This is a genomic window from Qipengyuania sp., from assembly GCF_043423005.1.
Lineage (GTDB): Bacteria > Pseudomonadota > Alphaproteobacteria > Sphingomonadales > Sphingomonadaceae > Qipengyuania.
This window is the reverse complement of the sequence record NZ_JBHWMI010000031.1, coordinates 12,880-32,306: the sequence shown is the minus strand read 5'-3', so window position 1 is coordinate 32,306 and position 19,427 is coordinate 12,880. Positions and strand designations below refer to the sequence as shown.

Annotated in this window: 19 protein-coding genes and 1 pseudogene; 13 read left to right on the top strand and 7 right to left on the bottom strand. The window is 65.9% G+C overall.

Annotated elements, in window-relative coordinates; translation table 11 throughout:
* From ACHFFA_RS05450 to ACHFFA_RS05440, 3 genes and pseudogenes are all read left to right on the top strand, one after another.
* A pseudogene (locus ACHFFA_RS05450) lies at positions 1 to 328 on the top strand (glycoside hydrolase); the annotation flags it as partial.
* A 77-nt stretch (positions 329 to 405) separates the two neighbouring features.
* The gene (locus tag ACHFFA_RS05445) at positions 406 to 888 is read left to right on the top strand and encodes a group III truncated hemoglobin (protein WP_394269828.1); all 483 of its coding nucleotides are present in this window, start codon (positions 406 to 408) and stop codon (positions 886 to 888) included.
* Complete coding sequence (locus ACHFFA_RS05440) at positions 878 to 1,204, top strand: DUF1971 domain-containing protein (protein WP_394269827.1); 327 nt, start codon at positions 878 to 880, stop codon at positions 1,202 to 1,204. The genes ACHFFA_RS05445 and ACHFFA_RS05440 overlap by 11 nt, the downstream gene beginning before the upstream one ends.
* Here ACHFFA_RS05440 and ACHFFA_RS05435 read toward each other — a convergent pair.
* Complete coding sequence (locus ACHFFA_RS05435; protein WP_394269826.1) at positions 1,188 to 2,036, bottom strand: neutral zinc metallopeptidase; 849 nt, start codon at positions 2,034 to 2,036, stop codon at positions 1,188 to 1,190. The genes ACHFFA_RS05440 and ACHFFA_RS05435 overlap by 17 nt on opposite strands.
* Positions 2,037 to 2,131: 95 nt before the next feature.
* Here ACHFFA_RS05435 and ACHFFA_RS05430 point away from each other — a divergent pair, with 95 nt between their 5' ends.
* The 4 genes from ACHFFA_RS05430 (at position 2,132) to ACHFFA_RS05415 (ending at position 6,236) form a co-directional block, all read left to right on the top strand.
* The gene (locus tag ACHFFA_RS05430) at positions 2,132 to 2,887 is read left to right on the top strand and encodes a 3-hydroxybutyrate dehydrogenase (RefSeq protein WP_394269825.1); all 756 of its coding nucleotides are present in this window, start codon (positions 2,132 to 2,134) and stop codon (positions 2,885 to 2,887) included.
* An 87-nt stretch (positions 2,888 to 2,974) separates the two neighbouring features.
* Entirely contained in the window at positions 2,975 to 4,438 is a 1,464-nt protein-coding gene (guaB, locus tag ACHFFA_RS05425) for an IMP dehydrogenase (RefSeq protein ID WP_394269824.1), read from the top strand.
* Positions 4,439 to 4,486: 48 nt separating this feature from the next.
* Complete coding sequence (locus ACHFFA_RS05420) at positions 4,487 to 5,665, top strand: RsmB/NOP family class I SAM-dependent RNA methyltransferase (protein WP_394269823.1); 1,179 nt, start codon at positions 4,487 to 4,489, stop codon at positions 5,663 to 5,665.
* Positions 5,666 to 5,729: 64 nt separating this feature from the next.
* Positions 5,730 to 6,236, top strand: a complete 507-nt coding sequence (locus tag ACHFFA_RS05415; RefSeq protein WP_394269822.1) for a tetratricopeptide repeat protein — start codon at positions 5,730 to 5,732, stop codon at positions 6,234 to 6,236.
* 36 nt (positions 6,237 to 6,272) lie between these two features.
* Here ACHFFA_RS05415 and ACHFFA_RS05410 read toward each other — a convergent pair whose 3' ends face one another.
* Positions 6,273 to 6,746 carry an RNA pyrophosphohydrolase gene (locus ACHFFA_RS05410; protein WP_394269821.1) on the bottom strand — a complete coding sequence of 158 codons (474 nt, stop codon included), beginning with the start codon at positions 6,744 to 6,746 and terminating at the stop codon, positions 6,273 to 6,275.
* Positions 6,743 to 7,693, bottom strand: coding sequence for an alpha/beta hydrolase (locus tag ACHFFA_RS05405; RefSeq protein WP_394269820.1), 951 nt, complete (start codon positions 7,691 to 7,693; stop codon positions 6,743 to 6,745). Before ACHFFA_RS05405 ends, ACHFFA_RS05410 begins: the two co-directional genes overlap by 4 nt.
* Positions 7,694 to 7,874: 181 nt before the next feature.
* Here ACHFFA_RS05405 and ACHFFA_RS05400 point away from each other — a divergent pair, with 181 nt between their 5' ends.
* The 3 genes from ACHFFA_RS05400 to ACHFFA_RS05390 all read left to right on the top strand — a co-directional run bounded on the left by ACHFFA_RS05400 (position 7,875) and on the right by ACHFFA_RS05390 (position 12,018).
* Positions 7,875 to 9,872: a 2-oxoacid:acceptor oxidoreductase subunit alpha gene (locus ACHFFA_RS05400; RefSeq protein ID WP_394269819.1), complete on the top strand. Its 1,998-nt coding sequence runs from the start codon at positions 7,875 to 7,877 to the stop codon at positions 9,870 to 9,872.
* The gene (locus ACHFFA_RS05395; RefSeq protein ID WP_394269818.1) at positions 9,869 to 10,966 is read left to right on the top strand and encodes a 2-oxoacid:ferredoxin oxidoreductase subunit beta; all 1,098 of its coding nucleotides are present in this window, start codon (positions 9,869 to 9,871) and stop codon (positions 10,964 to 10,966) included. Before ACHFFA_RS05400 ends, ACHFFA_RS05395 begins: the two co-directional genes overlap by 4 nt.
* Positions 10,967 to 11,124: 158 nt before the next feature.
* A complete protein-coding gene (locus ACHFFA_RS05390) occupies positions 11,125 to 12,018 on the top strand; it encodes a metal-dependent hydrolase (RefSeq protein WP_394269817.1) in 894 nt (297 codons plus the stop codon).
* A gap of 90 nt (positions 12,019 to 12,108) precedes the next feature.
* On the opposite strand, the gene ACHFFA_RS05385 is transcribed toward ACHFFA_RS05390, so the two are convergent.
* Complete coding sequence (locus ACHFFA_RS05385) at positions 12,109 to 12,789, bottom strand: phosphatase PAP2 family protein (protein WP_394269816.1); 681 nt, start codon at positions 12,787 to 12,789, stop codon at positions 12,109 to 12,111.
* Positions 12,790 to 12,830: 41 nt separating this feature from the next.
* On the opposite strand from ACHFFA_RS05385, the gene ACHFFA_RS05380 reads away from it, so the two are divergent.
* Genes ACHFFA_RS05380 through ACHFFA_RS05370 form a run of 3 tightly spaced genes read left to right on the top strand, consistent with a single transcriptional unit; the run spans position 12,831 to position 16,694 of the window.
* Positions 12,831 to 14,225, top strand: a complete 1,395-nt coding sequence (locus tag ACHFFA_RS05380) for a cryptochrome/photolyase family protein (RefSeq protein WP_394269815.1) — start codon at positions 12,831 to 12,833, stop codon at positions 14,223 to 14,225.
* Positions 14,226 to 14,265: 40 nt separating this feature from the next.
* Complete coding sequence (locus tag ACHFFA_RS05375) at positions 14,266 to 15,513, top strand: class I SAM-dependent methyltransferase (RefSeq protein WP_394269814.1); 1,248 nt, start codon at positions 14,266 to 14,268, stop codon at positions 15,511 to 15,513.
* On the top strand, positions 15,510 to 16,694 hold the full coding sequence (locus tag ACHFFA_RS05370; protein WP_394269813.1) for a serine hydrolase: 1,185 nt from the start codon (positions 15,510 to 15,512) through the stop codon (positions 16,692 to 16,694). Before ACHFFA_RS05375 ends, ACHFFA_RS05370 begins: the two co-directional genes overlap by 4 nt.
* 23 nt (positions 16,695 to 16,717) lie before the next feature.
* Here the strand turns inward: ACHFFA_RS05370 and ACHFFA_RS05365 are convergent, their stop codons facing one another.
* From ACHFFA_RS05365 to purF, 3 genes are all read right to left on the bottom strand, one after another.
* A complete protein-coding gene (locus ACHFFA_RS05365) occupies positions 16,718 to 17,065 on the bottom strand; it encodes a PilZ domain-containing protein (protein ID WP_394269829.1) in 348 nt (115 codons plus the stop codon).
* Positions 17,066 to 17,181: 116 nt separating this feature from the next.
* Positions 17,182 to 17,892, bottom strand: coding sequence for an SDR family NAD(P)-dependent oxidoreductase (locus ACHFFA_RS05360; RefSeq protein ID WP_394269812.1), 711 nt, complete (start codon positions 17,890 to 17,892; stop codon positions 17,182 to 17,184).
* Positions 17,892 to 19,364 carry an amidophosphoribosyltransferase gene (purF, locus tag ACHFFA_RS05355; protein ID WP_394269811.1) on the bottom strand — a complete coding sequence of 491 codons (1,473 nt, stop codon included), beginning with the start codon at positions 19,362 to 19,364 and terminating at the stop codon, positions 17,892 to 17,894. Before purF ends, ACHFFA_RS05360 begins: the two co-directional genes overlap by 1 nt.
* Between the last annotated feature and the right edge of the window lie 63 nt (positions 19,365 to 19,427).

Below are 19,427 nucleotides of genomic sequence, written 5' to 3'. Positions count from 1 at the left end.
CGTCGACCAGCCGCTTTATCGTGAGGTCGAAGCTGCCTATGCCAATGCGCTGGAAACCGGGCTCTGGCGGGACGAATACACCGTCACCACGATCCAGGAATACTGGGCCGAGGGAACGCAGTTCTGGTTCAATTCAAACCGATTGCAGGTGTTCGACGGGCGTCGCATCCTCAATGCCGGCGACCTCGCGCAATACGATCCCGCCCTCTACGCGGCACTGGGGAAAGCGTATGGCACGAACCACCGTCTGGCTGGCGATCCCTTCCATCTCAGCCCTTCGCGAGTACCCCCCGGCGCGCCGCCCCGGAACACCGCCGAGGTGTGCTGAAGCGCACCCCGCCTCATTCGACAGGGGGCTTGCCCGCGCCTATGTTCCTCGTTGATAGTCAAAGCGGAGCAGAGGCGATGATAGAAATAACCGAACGCAGCCGCGCCGAAGTGCGGGCCATTCGCGCCGCCAAGCGCGATCACGCGGTTTCGCTGGGGGTCGACGAGGCGTTCGTCTCCGACCTGGTTGATAACTTCTACGCGGCCATCCGGGAGGATGCCCTGCTTGGCCCCATCTTTGCCGAACGGATTGAGGACTGGCCCGTTCACCTTGATCGGATGAAGACCTTCTGGCGCTCGGTCCTGTTTAATAGCGGCGAATTCTCCGGCAACCCGATGGTCAAGCACATTGCGATCCCCGGGCTTGGTGAACGGCACTTCGCCCATTGGCTTACCCTGTTCTACTCGACCTTGCGCAGGATGGCTCCGGACGAGGGGGGAACGCGGCTGGTGGGTGATCGCGCCCGCGCGATTGCCGACAGCCTGCTGACCGGGATTGCCATCCGCCGTGACGGGATATCCGGTTCGCGCGCCGGGGCGGGGCTGCCCCATGTCGGATGATACCCCGGCGCTGACGACCTACCGCGAGCTTGGCCCGTTCGACAATCACAGCTTGCCGAAAGGCCTGCTTGCCGAACACCGGCTCAAGCCGGGAAGCTGGGGCAGGCTCTCGATCCTGTCGGGCACAATCGCGCTCGTCTGGGACGACACCGGGGAACGCGCAAAGCTATCCGCGGGCACCACTGCGCTGGTCCCCCCGATCCGTCCGCACCATCTTGAAGCGGACGGCCCGTTCTGCCTGACGCTGGAGTTCCAGCGAGGACGGGGCCGAGGGCGAGGGCGTCGCGCCTGTCTGACCCTTAACCGATATTGGTGATTGCATCGCAGGCGCGGTCATCGCCCTGCAAACCAAGCTGGAGCGCCTGGCTGCGTTGGGCGCTGGTTCCGTGGGTAAAGTTCTCGGGGCTTACCCGCCCACGGGTCAGCACGTCGTCACCGATGGCGGCCGCGGCCTGCATGCCTTCCTCGATATCGCCCGGATCGATCAGATTGCGGTTCTTGCCCGCCCAGACGCCGGCATAGCAATCGGCCTGCAGTTCCATCCGCACCTGCAGCTGGTTCGCGGCGCGGGGGTTCTGTTGCTGTACGCTGCGGATCTGATTAGCGATTCCGGTGATCTGCTGGATATGGTGGCCGTATTCATGAGCAAGGACGTAATAGCGCGCGAAATCGCCGCTGTTGCCGCTCATGCGGGCGAGCTGATCGTAGAAGGTGGTGTCGATATAGATCGTCTGGTCGCCCGGACAGTAGAACGGCCCCATCGACGAGTCAGCCGCCCCGCAGGCGGTGCGCACACCCCCGCCGCCGAACAGGTCGAGCGTCGGCTGCTGGAAGCGGTCGCCGAAGCCCTGCTGCTGGAAGGTCGCTGCCCAGGTCTGGTTGAGCGACTGAAGGCCATTGCACGCCTCGCGCGCGTATTCGCTGCTGTTGCACACCGCTGCCTCGTCGGTGTTCGCGGGGCCGGCCTGCTGGCGGCCCTGCTGGACGCTTTCGACGGTCGCCGCGGTCTGGAAGGGATCGATCCCGAAGATGAAATAGCCGAGCGCGGCCAGAATGATGGTGCCGCAGCCAAGGCCGCCGGCCGCCCCCGCACCGCCGCCGGACGAGCGCACGTTGATATTGCCGGTGTTGAACGGATTGAGCCTCATCGAACTCCCACTCCTGATTGCCGCGGCGTGCTTTACAGCCGCGCATTCCTGCGCGACATCGGCCGCATTGTATAGCCCAACGCTTGGAGCCCCGAATGTTTCTCGAAGGAAAGCGCGCCCTCGTCACCGGATCAACATCCGGCATCGGCCTAGCCATCGCCCGCGCGCTTCGTGCCGAAGGGGCGCAGGTTATCCTCAACGGATTCGGCGAGGCGGACGCGATCGCCGACTTGTGCCAGGAACTGGGCGCGACCCATTCCCCGGCCGACCTCACCGACGTTGGCCAGATCGAACAGATGATGGCAGAGGCGGGGCCGGTCGACATCATCGTCAATAATGCGGGGATGCAATTCGTCAGCCCGGTGGAGGATTTCCCGGTCGACCGGTGGGATCTGGTCATCGCGCTCAACCTGTCGGCCGCGTTCCATACCGCCCGGCTCGCGATCCCCGGCATGAAGGCCCGGGGGTGGGGCCGGATCATCAACACCGCGAGTGCCCATTCGCTCACCGCCAGCCCGTTCAAGAGCGCCTATGTCGCGGCCAAGCACGGGATCGCCGGGTTGACCAAGACGCTCGCGCTGGAGTTGGCGCAGGACGGCATCACCGCCAATTGCATCAGCCCCGGCTATGTCTGGACGCCGCTGGTCGAGAACCAGATCCCCGACACGATGAAGGCCCGCGGCATGACGCGCGAGCAGGTGATGAACGACGTGCTCCTCGCCAAGCAGCCGACCAAGAAGTTCGTCCAGGTGGACGAGGTCGCCGCGGTCGCGGTGTTCCTGTGCCGGGACGAGGCGCAGAACGTCAACGGCGCCAACTGGAGCGTCGATGGGGGGTGGACGGCCGAGTAGCGGCCCCCCGCCCGCCGCCCCACTAGCGCCTCTCACAATCCGTCGTTACATGGGCCGCCACTCACCCCCCGGCAGGCGATTCTTCACGTGGCACAGCTCGACATCCCCCTCGGCCTCACTTTCGACGATGTCCTGCTGGTGCCCGCGCAGAGCGACATCGTCCCGTCGCTCGCGCACACCGCGACCCATCTCACCCGTTCGATCCAGCTGAACATCCCGGTCATCTCTTCGGCGATGGACACGGTGACCGAGGCGGACATGGCGATCGCGATGGCGCAGCTTGGCGGGATCGGCGTGCTGCACCGCAATTTCGAGATCGCGGAGCAGGCCGCCGCCGTGCGCGCGGTCAAGCGGTACGAGAGCGGCATGGTCGTCAATCCGATCACCGTGCTGCCCACCGCCACGCTGGGCGAGGCGCAGGCGCTGATGACTCAGCATCGCATCAGCGGCATCCCGGTGACCGATGCCGCAGGCAAGCTGTGCGGGATACTCACCAACCGCGACGTCCGCTTTGCCGAAAACCCGCGTCAGCCGGTGAGCGAGCTGATGACGACCGAGAACCTCGCCACCGTGCCGCTCGGCACCGGGCAGGACGAGGCACGGCGGTTGCTCCACCAGCGGCGGATCGAGAAGCTGCTGGTGGTCGACGATTCAGGCCGCTGCGTCGGGCTGATCACGGTCAAGGACATCGAAAAGGCGGTGGCCTATCCCGAGGCGACCAAGGATGCCGATGGCCGCCTGCGGGTCGCGGCCGCCACTACGGTGGGCGACAAGGGGTTCGAACGCACCGAGGCGCTGATCGATGCTGAGGTCGACGTAGTGGTGATCGACACCGCGCATGGCCACAACAAGGACGTCGCCCGCGCGGTCGAACGGGTCAAGACGCTGTCGAACGCGGTGCAGGTGATTGCCGGCAACGTCGCCACTGCCGACGCGACCCGCTCGCTGATCGACGCGGGTGCGGATGCCGTGAAAGTCGGCATCGGGCCAGGCTCGATCTGCACCACCCGCGTGGTCGCCGGCGTGGGCGTGCCGCAGCTGACCGCGATCATGGATTGCGCCGAGGCGGCGGCCAGGGCGGGCGTGCCGGTCATCGGCGATGGCGGCCTTCGCACCAGCGGCGATGCAGCCAAGGCCCTGGCGGCGGGGGCGTCGACCATCATGGTCGGCTCGATGCTTGCCGGAACCGAGGAGGCGCCGGGGGAAACCTTCATTTATCAAGGGCGTAGCTACAAGAGCTATCGCGGCATGGGAAGTGTCGGCGCGATGGCGCGGGGCAGTGCGGATCGCTATTTCCAGGCCGATGTCAGCCAGCAGAAGCTGGTGCCCGAGGGGATCGAGGGGCAGGTGCCCTACAAGGGGCCGGCTGCCGCTGTGGTCCACCAGCTGGTCGGCGGGATCAAGGCCGCGATGGGCTATACCGGCAGCGCGACCATCGCCGACTTGCGCGACCGGGCGAAGTTCGTGCGCATTACCAATGCGGGGCTTGCCGAAAGCCATGTTCACGATGTCGCGATCACTCGCGAGGCGCCCAACTACCCCACCCGGTGAACGCGAACCATTGTCGCGACGCCGCGCCCGGCCGATTTCGGAGATAGCATGACCCCCGCCGCGCGCATCCAGACCGCGATCGAGCTGCTCGACACCATCATCACCGCGGCCCGCACCAAGGGCGCGCCGGCGGACCGGATCCTCGGCAACTGGTTCAAGGCCAACCGCTTCGCCGGATCGAAGGACCGGCGGGCGATCCGCGAGCTGGTCTTTGCTGCCATTCGGGCATGCGGTCCGGTGCCCCAGAGCGGGCGCGCCGCGGTGCTTCGCCTGGCACAGAACGATCCGGCTCTTGCCGACCTGTTCGACGGGTCGCGTTACGGCCCGGCCCCGATCCGCGCGGACGAGCCTGTGGCGCAGCCCGGCATCGCCCCCGATTGGCTTGGCGAACGGCTGCGCCTGTCGGGCATCGAGGGCGAGGCGCTGGCGGCGCTGCTGGACCGCGCGCCGCTCGACCTGCGGGTGAACTCGCTGAAAGCCGATCGCGCCGCACTGGCGCTTCCCGAACCTGCCGTTCCGACTGTTGCGCCCTCCGGCCTTCGGCTTCCGCCTGGCACCCAGATCGAACAGTGGCCGGCCTATCGCGACGGTCTGATCGAGGTGCAGGACACCGGCAGTCAGCTCGCCTGTCTCGCCGTGGGCGCCAGCGATGGCGAAACCATTGTGGATCTGTGCGCCGGCGGCGGGGGCAAGACGCTGGCCTTGGCTGCGGCGATGGCCAATGGCGGGCGGTTGATCGCGTCCGATACCGATCGCGGGCGATTGTCTCGTCTCGCCCCCCGCGCGGCGCGGGCCGGCGCCACCAATATCGAGACCCGCCTGCTCGATCCGGGCCGCGAGCCCGAGGCGCTGGCCGATCTTGCCGGACAGGCGGATGCCGTGATGATCGACGCACCCTGCTCGGGCACGGGCACGTGGCGACGCAATCCCGAAGCGCGCTGGCGGCTCGACGAAGGCGAACTCGCCCGGCTGACCGCGTTGCAGAGCCGGCTGCTCGATCTCGGCATGAGCCTTTTGCGCCCCGGCGGGCGGCTGATCTACGTCACCTGTTCGCTGCTGGACGAGGAAGGGGCGCATCAGTTCGATGCGTTCCTCGCCCGTTCCCCGGCGATGCGCGCGGCAATGCTCGACCTGCCGGCGGGCAGCGCCCGCGGCGCAGGCGTCAGGCTCACCTCGCATGCTGCGGGAACCGACGGATTTTTCATCGCCCGTGCAGACAGAACGTGATAGCCCGGCGGGCAGGATGCCTGCCAGTCCGCCGCCCCGATCGCGATCCCTGCCGGAGACGATGATGCGTTTTGCCCCCGCTGCTGCCGCCCTGTCCCTGGCGCTTGCGCTGACAGCCAGCGTCTCGTGGAGCCAGGAGCGAGCGCCGGCACCGCGCGCGGCCACCCTGATCGCCGAAGGGGATGCCGCCTTGCAGAGAGGCGAGCTGCAACAGGCGATCGACGCGTTCGAGGCGGCTCTGGCTGTCGATCCGGCGCATACCCCCACGCTCCTGCGCCTTGCCGAAGCCGCGCGGGCCGACCGGATGCAGGGCAAAGCCATCGCCTATTACCGCGAAGCGCTGGCGCGCGAGCCACGCAACCTTGCCGCTCTGGCGGGCGAGGGCGAGGCACTGGCCGAGAAGGGCGCGATCGAGAAGGCGCGGGCGACCTTGGCCAAGGTCGAAAGCCTGTGCGGTTCGGATTGCCCCGAGACCCGCAAGGTCGCCGCGGCGATCGCGACCGGCCGCCTTCAGCCGGTCCAGACTGCCGAGGTGGTCCTGACCGAAGAACAGAAGGCGCAGGTCAATTAGGCCAAGGAATGGGGGCGTCTTGTGCCCCCGGCCCCGTCACACCAGTTCGCGAAACGCGTCGACGACGGCGCGATAAACCCGTTTCTTGAACGGCACGATCAGATCGGGAAGCTGATCGGGCTCGACCCATTTCCAGTCGCAGAATTCCGGCGGATCGTGCGCGTCAAGGCGGATGTCGCCATCCTCCCCGGCGAAGCGTGCCAGGAACCAGACCTGTTCCTGGCCGCGATACCGGCCGCCCCACAGCTTGCCGATCAGTTCCTCGGGCAGATCATAGCGGACCGGCTCTTCCATCTGCTGGAGAAGCGTGACGTGCTGCGCATCGACGCCGGTTTCCTCGGCCAGTTCGCGCAGTGCGGCGGCGCGCAGGTCCTCGCCCTCGTCAACCCCGCCCTGCGGCATCTGCCACCAGTCGCCTTCCTTGTTGTCGATCCGCCGACCCACGAAGACGCGTCCCCTGTCGTTGACCAGCATCACACCGACGCAGGGACGATAACCGAGTTCGCTCATCGGTATCGCTCCACCATCAGGGCGACGGCGTCGAGGAAGGCCTCGAGGTCCTTCTGCCCGCTGGGAATCGCCTTGCGCAGGGTCGTGAACCCATGGACGATGCCGGAAAACTCGAGATAGCAGACGTCGGTCCCCTGCTGGATGAGGTGCGCGGCGTATTCGCGGCCTGAATCGCGCAAGGGATCGAGCCCGGCGGTGCACAGCACGGTCGGCGGGATGTTGGTGCAGTCGCCGGCCATCGGGGTATGGCGCGGGTCGGATGGGTCGCCCCCGTAAGAGCGGGTGAAGAAACCCATGGTGGCGGCGGTGAGGAGATACCCTTCGGCAAACTGGCGGAAGCTGCCATGCCGGGTGATGTCGCTGGCCACCGGATAGATCGGCGCCTGGACGATCACCGGCACCGCGGCCGGCTCGTTCATCAGCTGGTTGGTGGTGACGATGGTGAGGTTGCCGCCCGCACTGTCGCCCGTGACGACAAGGCCGGTGACCTGGCGGCCGAGCGCCTCGGGCGAAGAGGCGATCCAACGCACCGCGGCCTCGCAATCGTCGGGCGCGGCGGGGAAGGGGTGCTCGGGCGCGAGACGATAGTCGACCGAGACGACCGGCAGGTCGAGGCGGTGCGCAAACTCGGTGCACAGCGCCTCGTAGATATCGAGATCGCCGATCACGAACCCGCCTCCGTGGATGAACACCACCACCGGCGACGGCTCGCGCGTCTCGCGGGCATCGTAAAGCCGCAGCGGAATGTCCCCGGCAGGGCCCGGGCAGGCGAGATCGCGCACCACGGCAAGGTCGCGCGGGGCGGTCTCGGCCAGAGCGCCCAGCATCTTCATCTGCTGCCGCCCCTCGACCGCGCCGACTTCGTCCACGCCCTTGCCGCCCATCTGTTCGAGCATCTGCAGAAAGCCGCGCACGTCCTCGCGCACGAAAACTTCGGAATCGCTCATCGACCTTGCCCCTTCCAAACCGGTTTGCAGGCGAGACTAACCGGCATGCTCCGCTTTGCCACAGGGTATTTTCGGGCTAGGCTCCATTTCTTGTTTGCGAAGGCGCCGGCTGCCCCCTAGCTGCCTTGTGCAACAGGACTTTGCACCGCGACACGCCGGTGCGTGACGAGGATACTTCCGGATGGCAACAGCCGCCACCACCACCACCGTCGATCCCGATCGCCAGACCGCCGCACCCGAAGCCATGGTCGTCCGCTTCGCCGGGGACTCGGGCGATGGCATGCAATTGACCGGCGGGCAGTTCACCCTTTCGACCGCGCTCGCCGGCAACGATCTGGCGACCTTTCCCGATTTTCCGGCCGAGATCCGCGCACCGCAGGGGACGCTGTTCGGCGTTTCCGCGTTCCAGATCAACTTCGGCAGCCGCGAGATCGACACCGCGGGCGATGCCCCCGACGTGCTGGTGGCGATGAACCCGGCGGCGCTCAAGACCAACCTCGGTGCGCTCAAGCCCGGTGGTCTGATCATCGCCGATACCGGGGCCTTCACCAAGCGCAATCTCGAGAAGGCGCATTACGAGGCCAACCCGCTGGAAGATGGCAGCCTCGCCAAGTACGACGTGCTGGCTTTCGACATTTCGGAACGCACCATCGAGGCGGTCAAGCCCTATGGGCTGGGCAACAAGGATGCCTTGCGCTCGAAGAACATGTGGACGCTGGGTCTGGCGCTGTGGATGTTCGACCGGCCGCGCGATCCGCTTCATGCGTGGCTGAAGCAGAAGTTCGCCAAGGCGCCCGACATTGCGGCAGCCAATATCGCCGCGCTCGACGCGGGGCACGCCTATGGCGAAACGGCCGAACTTTCCGGCCCGCTACGCCAGGTGCACATCGATCCGGTCGATTCGGCGCCGGGGCTGTATCGCACCGTGACCGGGGCCGAGGCGATCAGCCTGGGCCTGGTGGCAGGCGCGCAGCTGGCCGACCTGCCCATGTTCTTCGGCGGTTATCCGATCACGCCGGCCTCGGCCATCCTCCACCATCTGGCGCGGCTCAAGGAATTCGGCGTCACGACCTTCCAGGCGGAAGACGAGATCGCGGCGATCTGCGCGTCCATCGGGGCGAGCTATGCCGGCCAGCTTGGCGTCACCTCGTCGAGCGGGCCGGGCATCGCGCTCAAGGGCGAGGCGATGGGTCTTGCCATCATGGTCGAACTGCCGCTGGTGATCGTCAATTCGCAGCGCGGGGGACCCTCCACCGGGCTGCCCACCAAGACCGAGCAGAGCGACCTCTATCAGGCGGTCTATGGCCGCAATGGCGACGCGCCGATGCCGGTGATCGCGGCGCGCAGCCCCTCCGATGCGTTCGACTGCGCGATCGAGGCGTGCCGCATCGCGGTCGAATACATGACCCCGGTGATGCTGCTCACTGATGGCTACATCGCCAATGCCGCCGAACCGTGGAAGGTGCCGAACCCGGACAGCTACACCCCGTTCCCGGCCGAGTTTCTAAGCGAGCGGAACGACGACAAGCTCCTGCCCTACAAGCGCGACGGCAAGGGCGCGCGGCCGTGGATCCGGCCCGGAACGCCCGGGCTGATGCACCGCATCGGCGGGATCGAGAAGCACGAGCTCACCGGCAATATCGACTATTCGCCCGACAACCATCAGCGCATGACCGATCTGCGCAAGGCCAAGATCGAAGGTATCGCGGTGCCCGATCAGGAGGTCTGTCTGGGCGGCACATCCGGCAAGCTCGCGGTGGTCGGCTGGGGTTCGACCTACGGGCCGATCCATCAGGCAGTGGGCCGCGCGCGGGCGAGGAAGATGGATGTCAGCCATATCCATGTGCGCCACGTCTGGCCGCTGCCCGCCAATCTGGGCGAATTGCTGCACGGGTTCGATCGCGTGCTGGTGCCCGAGATGAATACCGGCCAGTTCAAGACCGTGCTGCGGGACCAGTATCTCGTCGATGCCCAGCCGCTGACCAAGACTAGCGGGCAGCCGTTTCAGATCGCCGAGCTGGAGGCCGCGATCGCGACCTATTTCGACGGGCGGCCCGGCGATGCCGGAGGAGCGGTGATCGAACCCAACGAACAGCAATTGCCGAGCATGGAGAGCGGCCACGACGATGGCTCGCTCCGTACTGGAACCGCATCGCCGCAAAGCGAGGACCGAGCATGAACGACATGACCGCCCCCAAGGCGATGGTGAGCACCACGCTGAAGGACTGGGAAACCGATCAGGAAGTGCGCTGGTGCCCGGGCTGCGGGGACTATGCGATCCTGAAGGCGGTGCAGCGCACGCTGCCGCAGCTTGGAGCAGACCCCGCGAACACGGTGTTCGTCAGCGGCATCGGCTGCTCCAGCCGCTTTCCGTATTACATGGAAAGCTATGGCTTCCACACCATCCACGGGCGCGCGCCGGCTGTGGCGACCGGGGTGAAGCTGGCCAATCCCGATCTCGATATCTGGCTGGTGACGGGCGACGGCGATGGATTGTCCATTGGCGGCAATCACTTGATGCATGTTCTTCGTCGAAATGTGAACATGCAGATCATGCTGTTCAACAATGAGATCTACGGCCTCACCAAGGGCCAGTATTCGCCTACCAGCCGCGAAGGGACGCGCAGCCCGTCGACCCCGCTCGGCAGTGTCGACCATCCGGCCAAGCCCGCCGCTTTCGCGCTGGGTGCAGGAGCGCGCTTCGTCGCCCGCGGGTTCGATGTGTCGAAGAACCTGCCCGAGGTGCTGATCGCCGCGCACGCCCACCAAGGGGCCGCCTTCATCGAGATTTTCCAGAACTGCATCGTCTACAACAAGGACGTGTTCGACGATTTCGCCGCGCCCAAGGGGGCGGAGGATCGCCAGCTGTGGCTGGAGAACGGCAAGCCCATGCTGTTTGCCGGCGGGACGCGGGGCATCGCGCTGGACACCACCACGCTGTCGCTGCGCGTGGTCGAGGTTGCCGGTGATGACTGGCAGGGGGCGGGGGTGCTCGTCCATGATGTGACCAACCGGGTGCTGGCGCATCTGCTGGTGGAGATGCCCTTCGGTCCCTTCCCGATGGCGCTGGGCGTGCTGTATGACGATCCCGCCCCCACCTTCGAGAGCGCGGTGATCGAGGAACGCCGCCGGGCGAGCGAAGGCAAGCAGGCCAACCTTGCCCGCCTGCTGGCGCAGGGTCAGACCTGGACGGTGGGCGACAACGCCGCCGACCCGGTCAGCAGCCGTCCCGAAGGGCAGGGCGCCCCCAACGCCGACGAGCCGGTGCGATAGGGTTTTCCTACGAATTGTGCCGCTGATAGCGCCGGCTTTATGCCAGCCAGTTCGCCCCGCAATCGCCTTCACCCATCGGCTTGTCGCGGCGCAGCAGTTTTCACGCCAGGACAGTGTGACAAGTGTGACAGCGCCGGGATTGCGCGGGGGGAAATCCAATGGACAATCTGACTCATGGCCTTGCCGGGGCGCTCCTCGGCCAGGCGGGGCTGAAGCGGAAAACCGGGCTCGCCATGCCGGCGCTGATCATGGGGGCGAACATCCCCGATGTCGATGCCGCGTGCTTCCTGTGGCTCGACGGTGTGGAGCATCTCGCCTTCCGCCGCGGGATCACTCATGGCCCGATCGCGTGGGTGCTGCTGCCGCTGGTGCTGGCCGGCTTGCTCTACGGCTTCGACCGCTGGCAGGCGCGGCGCGGGAAACGGCCGGAGGGGCGGCTGCCCGTCCGCTTTCGCTGGCTTTACGGCCTCGCCTTTATGGCGACGCTGACCCACCCCGCGCTCGACTGGCTCAACGTCTACGGCATCCGCCTGCTGGAGCCGTTCTCCAGCCGCTGGTTCTATGGCGACGTGCTGTTCATCATCGACGTGTGGCTGTGGGCGGGGATGGGATTTGCGACATGGCTCTCTCTGCGGCGAGAAAGACATGAACGAGATTGGCGGACACCAGCCCAGGTCGCGCTGGTCGGCGCAACTCTGTATATCGCAGTAAATGCAGTAATCTCATGGATGGTTGGCGTGTCAGCTTCAGGCCAGCCGGCGATTGCAAGTCCATTGCCCTTTGCGTCTTGGTCCCGAGAATTGATCGAGCCATACGACGAAAACCGTTACTACATACGCCAGAGCCTTGTTGGTGAGTGCAGGCTTGATACGCTGAAGCACCTGCGTCCCCAGAACAATGAACTTGATGCCTTCCTCTTCTGGTCCCGCGCACCTTTCGCCGAGCGCGCGCCGGATGGTTCGGTGATCCTGCGCGACGCGCGCTATTACGATCCGCTCGCCCGCGACCGGTTCACCGTGGCGTTGCCCGAGGTTAGGTGTGAGCCGCTTTGAACCAACCCTCGTTCGTCCTGAGACTGTCGAAGGACGGAGCGTTGAGGTGTCGGTCGAGCGAGGCCCTTCGACAAGCTCAGGGAGAACGGGCTATCCGGAAGGGACCTCCGCCTCCGCCGGGCGGTACAGCAGCGCCGCCGCCGTAAACGCCCAGGCCGCGCCGCCGAGCCAGCCCGCCACGACGTCGCTCGGGAAGTGAACGCCGAGCATCACCCGGCTCCACGCGATCGCCGCGCTCAGCAGCATCGCGCCGGCCACCAGGGTGTAGCGCACCGACTGCCGCCGGCTGAGCGCGGCGAAGGCCAGCGCCATGGCGATATACACCACGGCAGCGTTGAAGCTGTGGCCGCTAGGGAAGCTCTCGCCGCCCGCTTCCATCAAGTGGGGGACGATCTGAGGCCGCTCGCGCGCGATCAGCGCCTTGACCAGCGTATTGGCGATCCAGCCACCCGCCACGGTCAGGGCAAACACCACTGCCTCGCGCCGCCTACCGAGCAACAAGAGCGCAACCGCCGCGCCAAGCATGAACAGGTTGCGCAGCAGCACTCCGCCAAGCGCGGTCATGTCGCGCACGGCTTCCAGCGCGAATGCCGAGCCGATGAAGCGATGCTCGCCCCCTGCGCGAGCAGCCAGCAGTCCCCACCGGTCGAACGCCTCTACCTTCCCGCCGAAGACAGCCGACGCCGTTATCGCAAATCCCGTCCACAGGATCAGGCTTGCGGTCCACAGGATGCGACGATCGATGGGGCCGGGGGGAGACGAAAGTTTCATCGCAATCGGAACAGACGTTCCCCGGCTCGTGTTCCTGCGCCATGACCAAGCCCCAGATCGTGTGGCTGCGGCGCGACCTGCGCCTCGCCGACCAGCCCGCCCTCCATCACGCCGCGAGCCTGGGCCCCGTCATTCCGGTCTATGTCCTCGATGACGAGCGGGCGGGGGACCACAAGCTGGGTGCCGCGAGCCGCTGGTGGCTGCACCATTCCCTCGCCAGCCTGGCCGCCTCGCTTGAAAAGAAGGGTTCGCGCCTCATCCTCCGCCGCGGACCCGCGCCGCAGGTCCTGGCGCAACTGGTGGACGAGACCGGTGCCGGGGCCGTTCATGCCTTGCGCCATTACGAACCCTGGTGGCGGAAGGCCGAGGACGAATTGGCAAAGCTACTCGAGCAATCTGCGGACCTTGCCCTGCACGACGGCAACTACCTCCGCCCGCCGGGAAGCGTGACGACCGGATCGGGCCAGCCATACAAGATCTATACCCCGTTCGCGAAAGCCTTGAACGAGGAGATGCCGCCGCCCGAGCCCTTGCCGGAACCGCCCGCCATCCCTGCGCCCGATCGCTGGCCCGACAGCGACACGCTGGATGATTGGCGCCTGCTGCCGACCGCGCCCGACTGGGCGGGCGGAATGCGCAAGTTCTGGGCCGTGGGCGAAGAGGCTGCGCATGAACGGCTGGACTGGTGGAAAGAGCATGTGGCCGACTACGGTTCGAGCCGGAACCTGCCCTCGGATGACCGGACCTCGCGCTTTTCGCCGCATCTTCACTGGGGCGAACTTAGCCCCGCGCAGGTCTGGCACAGCCTGTGCGATACCCGCGGCGACGGGTGGCAGACCTTCGCCAAGGAACTGATGTGGCGTGACTATGCGCAGAATGTCATTTGTCAGTACCCGGATTACGCTAGCAGCAGCTACCGCAAGCTGGATGAGAAAACTCTGTGGCGCGATCCGGCCAAGGATCCCGCGGCGGCAAGCGATCTCGAGGCCTGGCAGCAGGGGTGCACGGGTTATCCCATCGTCGATGCCGGAATGCGCCAGTTGTGGCAGGTCGGCTGGATGCATAATCGGGTGCGGATGATTACCGCCAGCTTTCTGGTGAAACACCTGCTGATCGACTGGCGCCATGGGGAACAATGGTTCTGGGATTGCCTCGTCGATGCAGATTACGGCAACAACGGCGTCAACTGGCAGTGGATCGCAGGCACCGGGGTGGACAGCAACATGTTCACCCGCATCATGGCGCCCCTCACGCAGAGCGAGAAGTTCGCCGCGCAAGCCTACATCCGCACCTATGTGCCCGAGCTTGCCGAGTTCGATGACGAGGCGATCCACGATCCGCCGGACGATCGGCGGGGCAGCTATCCGGTCAAACGCATCGGCCATCGCGAGGCCCGGGAACGGGCGCTCGCCGCCTACCGGAAAAGTCGCGCCTAGCGGGCTTGTCGGCGCGAAGGCTGCGCGGCATAGGCACGGCATGGATATGCCGGCCACGCCCCGCGGAACCGACTTGACCGAGCGGGCGGAGCCCTTTGTCCGGCGGCCCGGATGGCTGGCCCGGGCGATCGCTCCGGCGCTCGGTCGTATCCTCGACCGGATTGACGCCGCGCTGGAAACCGGCACGATCCACGGCCGCCTGCCCGATGGAACGCGCCGCACCCTGGGCGGCCGCGCCCCCGGCTTCGAATGCGTGGTCGAGCTGCGCAGCTGGAATGCGCTGTTCCGGCTTGCGAGCCATGGTTCGGTCGGCTGGTATCAGGCGTGGGAGGCGGGGGAATGGTGGAGCCCCGATCCCGTGCCGTTGTTCGCCTTGTTCATGCAGCATGCGGTGCGCCTTGGCGACACGGCGCGGGCCAAGGGGCCGTTCCGGCTGGCGCTGAAGGCGGCGCATCTGGTCAATCGCAATACTCACGCGGGCGCGCAAAGGAACATTGCCGCGCATTACGATCTCGGCAATGATTTCTACGCTGCCTGGCTGGATACGACGATGAGCTATTCGTCAGCCTATCAGATAGGCGCCGATGGTCTCGAAGTCGCTCAGCGGCGGAAGTGGGATGCCGTTGCCCGGCGCCTCGGGGACGCGACCACCGTACTGGAAATCGGGTGCGGCTGGGGCGGGCTGGCGAATGATCTGGCGCGGCGGGGCAAGCAGGTGACCGCGATCAGCCTTTCGGAAGAACAGCTTGCCTGGGCCCGCCGGCAGCAGGACGCCAACGCGGTGTTTCGCAAGCTCGACTATCGCGACGTGGACGGCCAGTTCGATGGCATCGTCTGCATCGAGATGGTCGAGGCTCTCGGCCACGATTACTGGGGGACCTTCATGGACTGTCTCGCTCGCACGCTCCGCCCGGGCGGGCGGGCGGTCGTGCAGTTCATCTCCATCAGGGACGAACTGTTCGATCGCTATTCGACCAGCGCCGATTTCATCCAGGCGTATATTTTTCCCGGTGGCTTGCTCATCCGGACGAGCGAGTTCCGGCGCCTTGCCGAAGCGCGCGGTCTTTCGTGGAGCGATCAGGAGGATTTCGGTCAGGATTATGCGGAAACGCTGGCCCTTTGGCGCAGCAATTTCGACGATGCTGTCGCCGATGGCCGCATCCCGGCGGGGTTCGATCAGCGCTTTATTGGCCTGTGGCGCTATTACCTGATGTATTGCGAGGGCGGCTTCCGCGGCGGCGGGATCGACGTGCACCTCGTCACGCTCGAAAAGGGGGTTCAGTCTTGAGGAAAGCGATATCGATCATCGTCGCGTCGTTGCTGGCGGGTTGCGCGAGCTATCCGGCACCTTCGCCGGAAGCCGTGCCGCGCGTGACCGCTGTCCAACCCGAAACCCCTCCCAGCATGGACCCGAAGGATTCGATCCTGTTCTGGGACGCAGAGCGGCGGTCGGCGGCGTTCCGCAAGATGGAGCGATACTTTGCCGGGCTCGACGTTGCGCCGGCACGCACGGTCAGGCCCTTGCCGGAGGGGCCGCCCTTGTCATCGGCCCAGCAACAACGGCTCCGCGAGTTTGCCCGGCAGACCGACGCCGCCGGGCTGATGGTCCTGCAGGACGGGAAAATCCGGTTCGAGCATTACGGGCTGGGACTGACGCCTGACGATCGCTGGACGAGCTTCAGCGTGGCGAAGAGCGTGACCTCGACCCTGCTGGGTGCCGCCATCGCGGATGGAGCCATCGCGAACGTGGAAGTCCCGGTGACCTCGATCCTGCCCGAACTGCTGGGGACCGCTTACGACGGAGTGACCGTCAAGCAGGTTGCGACAATGACCTCGGGCGTGGCCTGGAACGAGGATTACACCGATCCGGCCAGCGATGTCGCGCGGATGCTGGCGGTGACGCCGGTCGCCGGGGAATCGCAGGCGGTGACCTATGCCCGCACCCTTAAGCGCGAGGCGCCGGCGGGTGAAAAGTGGGTGTACAAGACTCTCGAGACCAACCTGCTCGGCCTGATCGTCGAGCGTGCCACCGGCAAGCCGCTGGCCGAATATGCCGCCGAAAAGATCGTCGAGCCGGCGGGTCTGGCAGGCGGAATGTTCTGGATGCAGGATCTTACCGGCGGGAACATCGCCGGTTGCTGCATTTCCCTGCGTCTTGCGGACTATGCCCGGGTCGGGCAATTCGTGCTTGAAGGCGGGGACGGGGTGGTCCCCGATGGCTGGTTCGAAGAGGCGACAGACGCAGCCGTCAGCTTCGCTCCGCGGGCCCCCGGCTTTGGCTATGGCTATCAATGGTGGACTTATCCGCAAGGCACCTATGGGGCGCAGGGTATCTTCGGGCAGGCCGTGACCATCGTACCGGACAAGCGCATGGTCGTGGTCGTGATCAGCAACTGGCCGACGCCGACCGATAGCGAAAATCGCGATGCGTTTCGTGCTGTTGTCGGGGAACTGGCGGCGGCCTTGTAGCCGGGCGGGGCAGGGGCCCCGTTTCAGTACGAGCGGTAGGCACCCTGACCCGAATACCGGGCCAGGATATTGTCGTGCACGATCGGTGAAATAAGCTCGCCGAATGCGCAGCCGACCATGCAGTTTTCCCACCAGACCACCTGCGCCTGAAGCGATTCAAGACCTGGCAAGGTCAGCCAGCACAACTGCCCTTCGTGCATCCGGTTGATGGCCGCAGCCGAGAACCCGGACAGCGAAAGATCGTGCACCACGGTCTGAAAGGCTCTGCCGCCGCTGGCCCGAAGCTGTCCGGGTATGGTCAGCCGGGTGCGCGGTGCGCAACGATCCTCCTGCGCAGCCACGGAGTAGCGATCGGTCGTCTGGTAGGTCATCAGCCGTCCACCTTTGCTGTCGCGTTCGAAAGGCCTCATGCGCAGGCCCCTCCGCGCGTCTTCGCCCCTCATAATGTCGCCACTAGATTGAGGAAGATTATCTCGATTTGGTTAACTCAGCCGCCGACGCGCTCGCGGTGATGGGCGGGGAAGTCATTAACCAAGAGGTCGAGCAAGCGGGCCGCGACGGTCTGCGGGTCCTTCACCGTCTGCGGGTCTTCCCCGGGATAGGCTTTGGCGCGCATCGCCGTGCGTGTTGCGCCGGGATCGACGATGGCGACGCGCACATCGCCGATCTTTTCAACCTCGCGGCCATAACTTTCGAGCAGGTGCTCGAACGCTGCCTTGCTCGCCCCATAGGCTCCCCAATAAGCGCGGGGGGCACTGCCTACGCTGCTGGTAAGGCCGATCACGCGCCCATGCTCTGCCCGCTTCAGCAGAGGATCGAAATTCGCCAGCAAGGCCTGTGTCGCAAGAACGTTCACAGTCAAAGCGCGGTTGAATTGCTTGCCTTCGATCTGCGTGACCGGGGTGAGGTTCGGCAAGTAGGCGGCTGCAATCACCAGAATATCCAGCCTGTCCCAGCGCGAGCCGACTGCGGCGGCAAGCCGTGCGATCCCGTCACCCTGTTCGAGATCGACGGGCGCGATCGTCGCCTGCCCGCCCGAGGAATGGATGAGGTCCTCGACACTTTCGAGCGCGCGGACATCACGGCCGGTCAGGATCACATGCGCTCCGGCTGCGGCAAGGGCGACCGCAGTGGCAGCGCCGATCCCCTTGCTCGCACCCGTCACCAGCGCAAGTTTGCCGTCAAGCGATGCCGGCATCAGGCGACCTTGCCGACCGGCAGGACAAGCTGATCGTCCTGCCGCTCGCGGCGGGCGAGATCAGTCAACGAGGTAGGATAGTCACCGGTAAAGCAGGCATCGCAGAATTGCGGGCACGCAGCATCGCGCCCCTGCTGCCCGACCGCACGATAGAGACCGTCTATCGAGATGAAGGCGAGGCTGTCTGCCTTGATGAACTCGCGCATCGGATCGAGTTCGAGGCGAGCGGCAAGCAGCTTTGAGCGCTCCGGCGTGTCGACCCCGTAGAAGCAGCTATGTGCCGTAGGCGGACTAGCGACGCGAAAATGCACTTCGCTTGCCCCCGCATCGCGCATCATCTCCACGATCTGGAGCGAGGTCGTGCCGCGAACGATGGAATCGTCGATCAGGACGATGCGCTTGCCCCGGACCAGTTCGCGATTGGCGTTGTGCTTGCGCTTCACTCCGGCGTTGCGCGCACCGTCCGAAGGCTGGATGAAGGTTCGCCCGACATAGTGCGACCTGATGATACCCAGTTCGAACGGAATGCCGGACGCCTGGGCATAGCCGATCGCCGCCGGAACCCCGCTATCGGGCACCGGAACGACAAGATCCGCTTCGACGGGGCATTCGCGGGCGAGTTCGGCGCCGATCGCCTTGCGCGCCTCATAGACGCTGCGACCGGCAAACACGCTGTCGGGCCGGCTGAAATAGACGTGTTCGAATATGCATGGCCGTGAGGAATGCGTCCCGAACGGTCGTAGGCTCTCGGTCTGTCCGTCGAAGTCGACGCGGATCAGCTCGCCCGGCTCGACCTCGCGGATCATCTCTGCACCGACCACGTCGAATGCGACGCTTTCGCTGGCGAACAGGGTCGCATCCCCGATCCGCCCCATGACCAGCGGACGAATGCCGAGCGGATCGCGGCAGGCGATCATGCCTTCCGGCGTCATCACGATCAGCGCATAAGCCCCTTCGAGCAGCCGCAAGGCGTCGACCAGCCGATCGACGATGGTGGGATAGCGGCTGGTTGCGACCAGATGGATGATGACCTCGGTGTCGGAGGTCGACTGGAAAATGGCACCTCTACGGACCAGGTCCTCGCGCAGGGTTCCAGCGTTCGAGATGTTCCCGTTGTGCGCCACGGCAAATCCGCCGCTGGCAAGGTCGGCATACAGCGGCTGAACGTTGCGCAAGCCGGCACCGCCGGTGGTCGAATAGCGCACATGGCCGGCGGCCATCGTCCCGGGAAGTTCGGCTATCGCTTCGGGTGCCGAGAAATTCTCCACGACATGGCCAAGCCCGCGCCGGGCGCGAAATTCGGTACCGTCGAAAGCGACGATCCCCGCTGCCTCCTGCCCGCGATGCTGCAGCGCATGCAGGCCCAGCGCAGTGGCCGCTGCGGCATCCATGGCGTTGATGGCACCGAACACGCCGCATTCCTCGCGCAGCGTGTCGCCATCCGCGTCATGAAACGGGTGGGTGATGTTCATGGACGATACCGTTGCCGCGTCGTGGAGAGACGCTCCAATGGCGATCTTGCGCCGCGATTACAA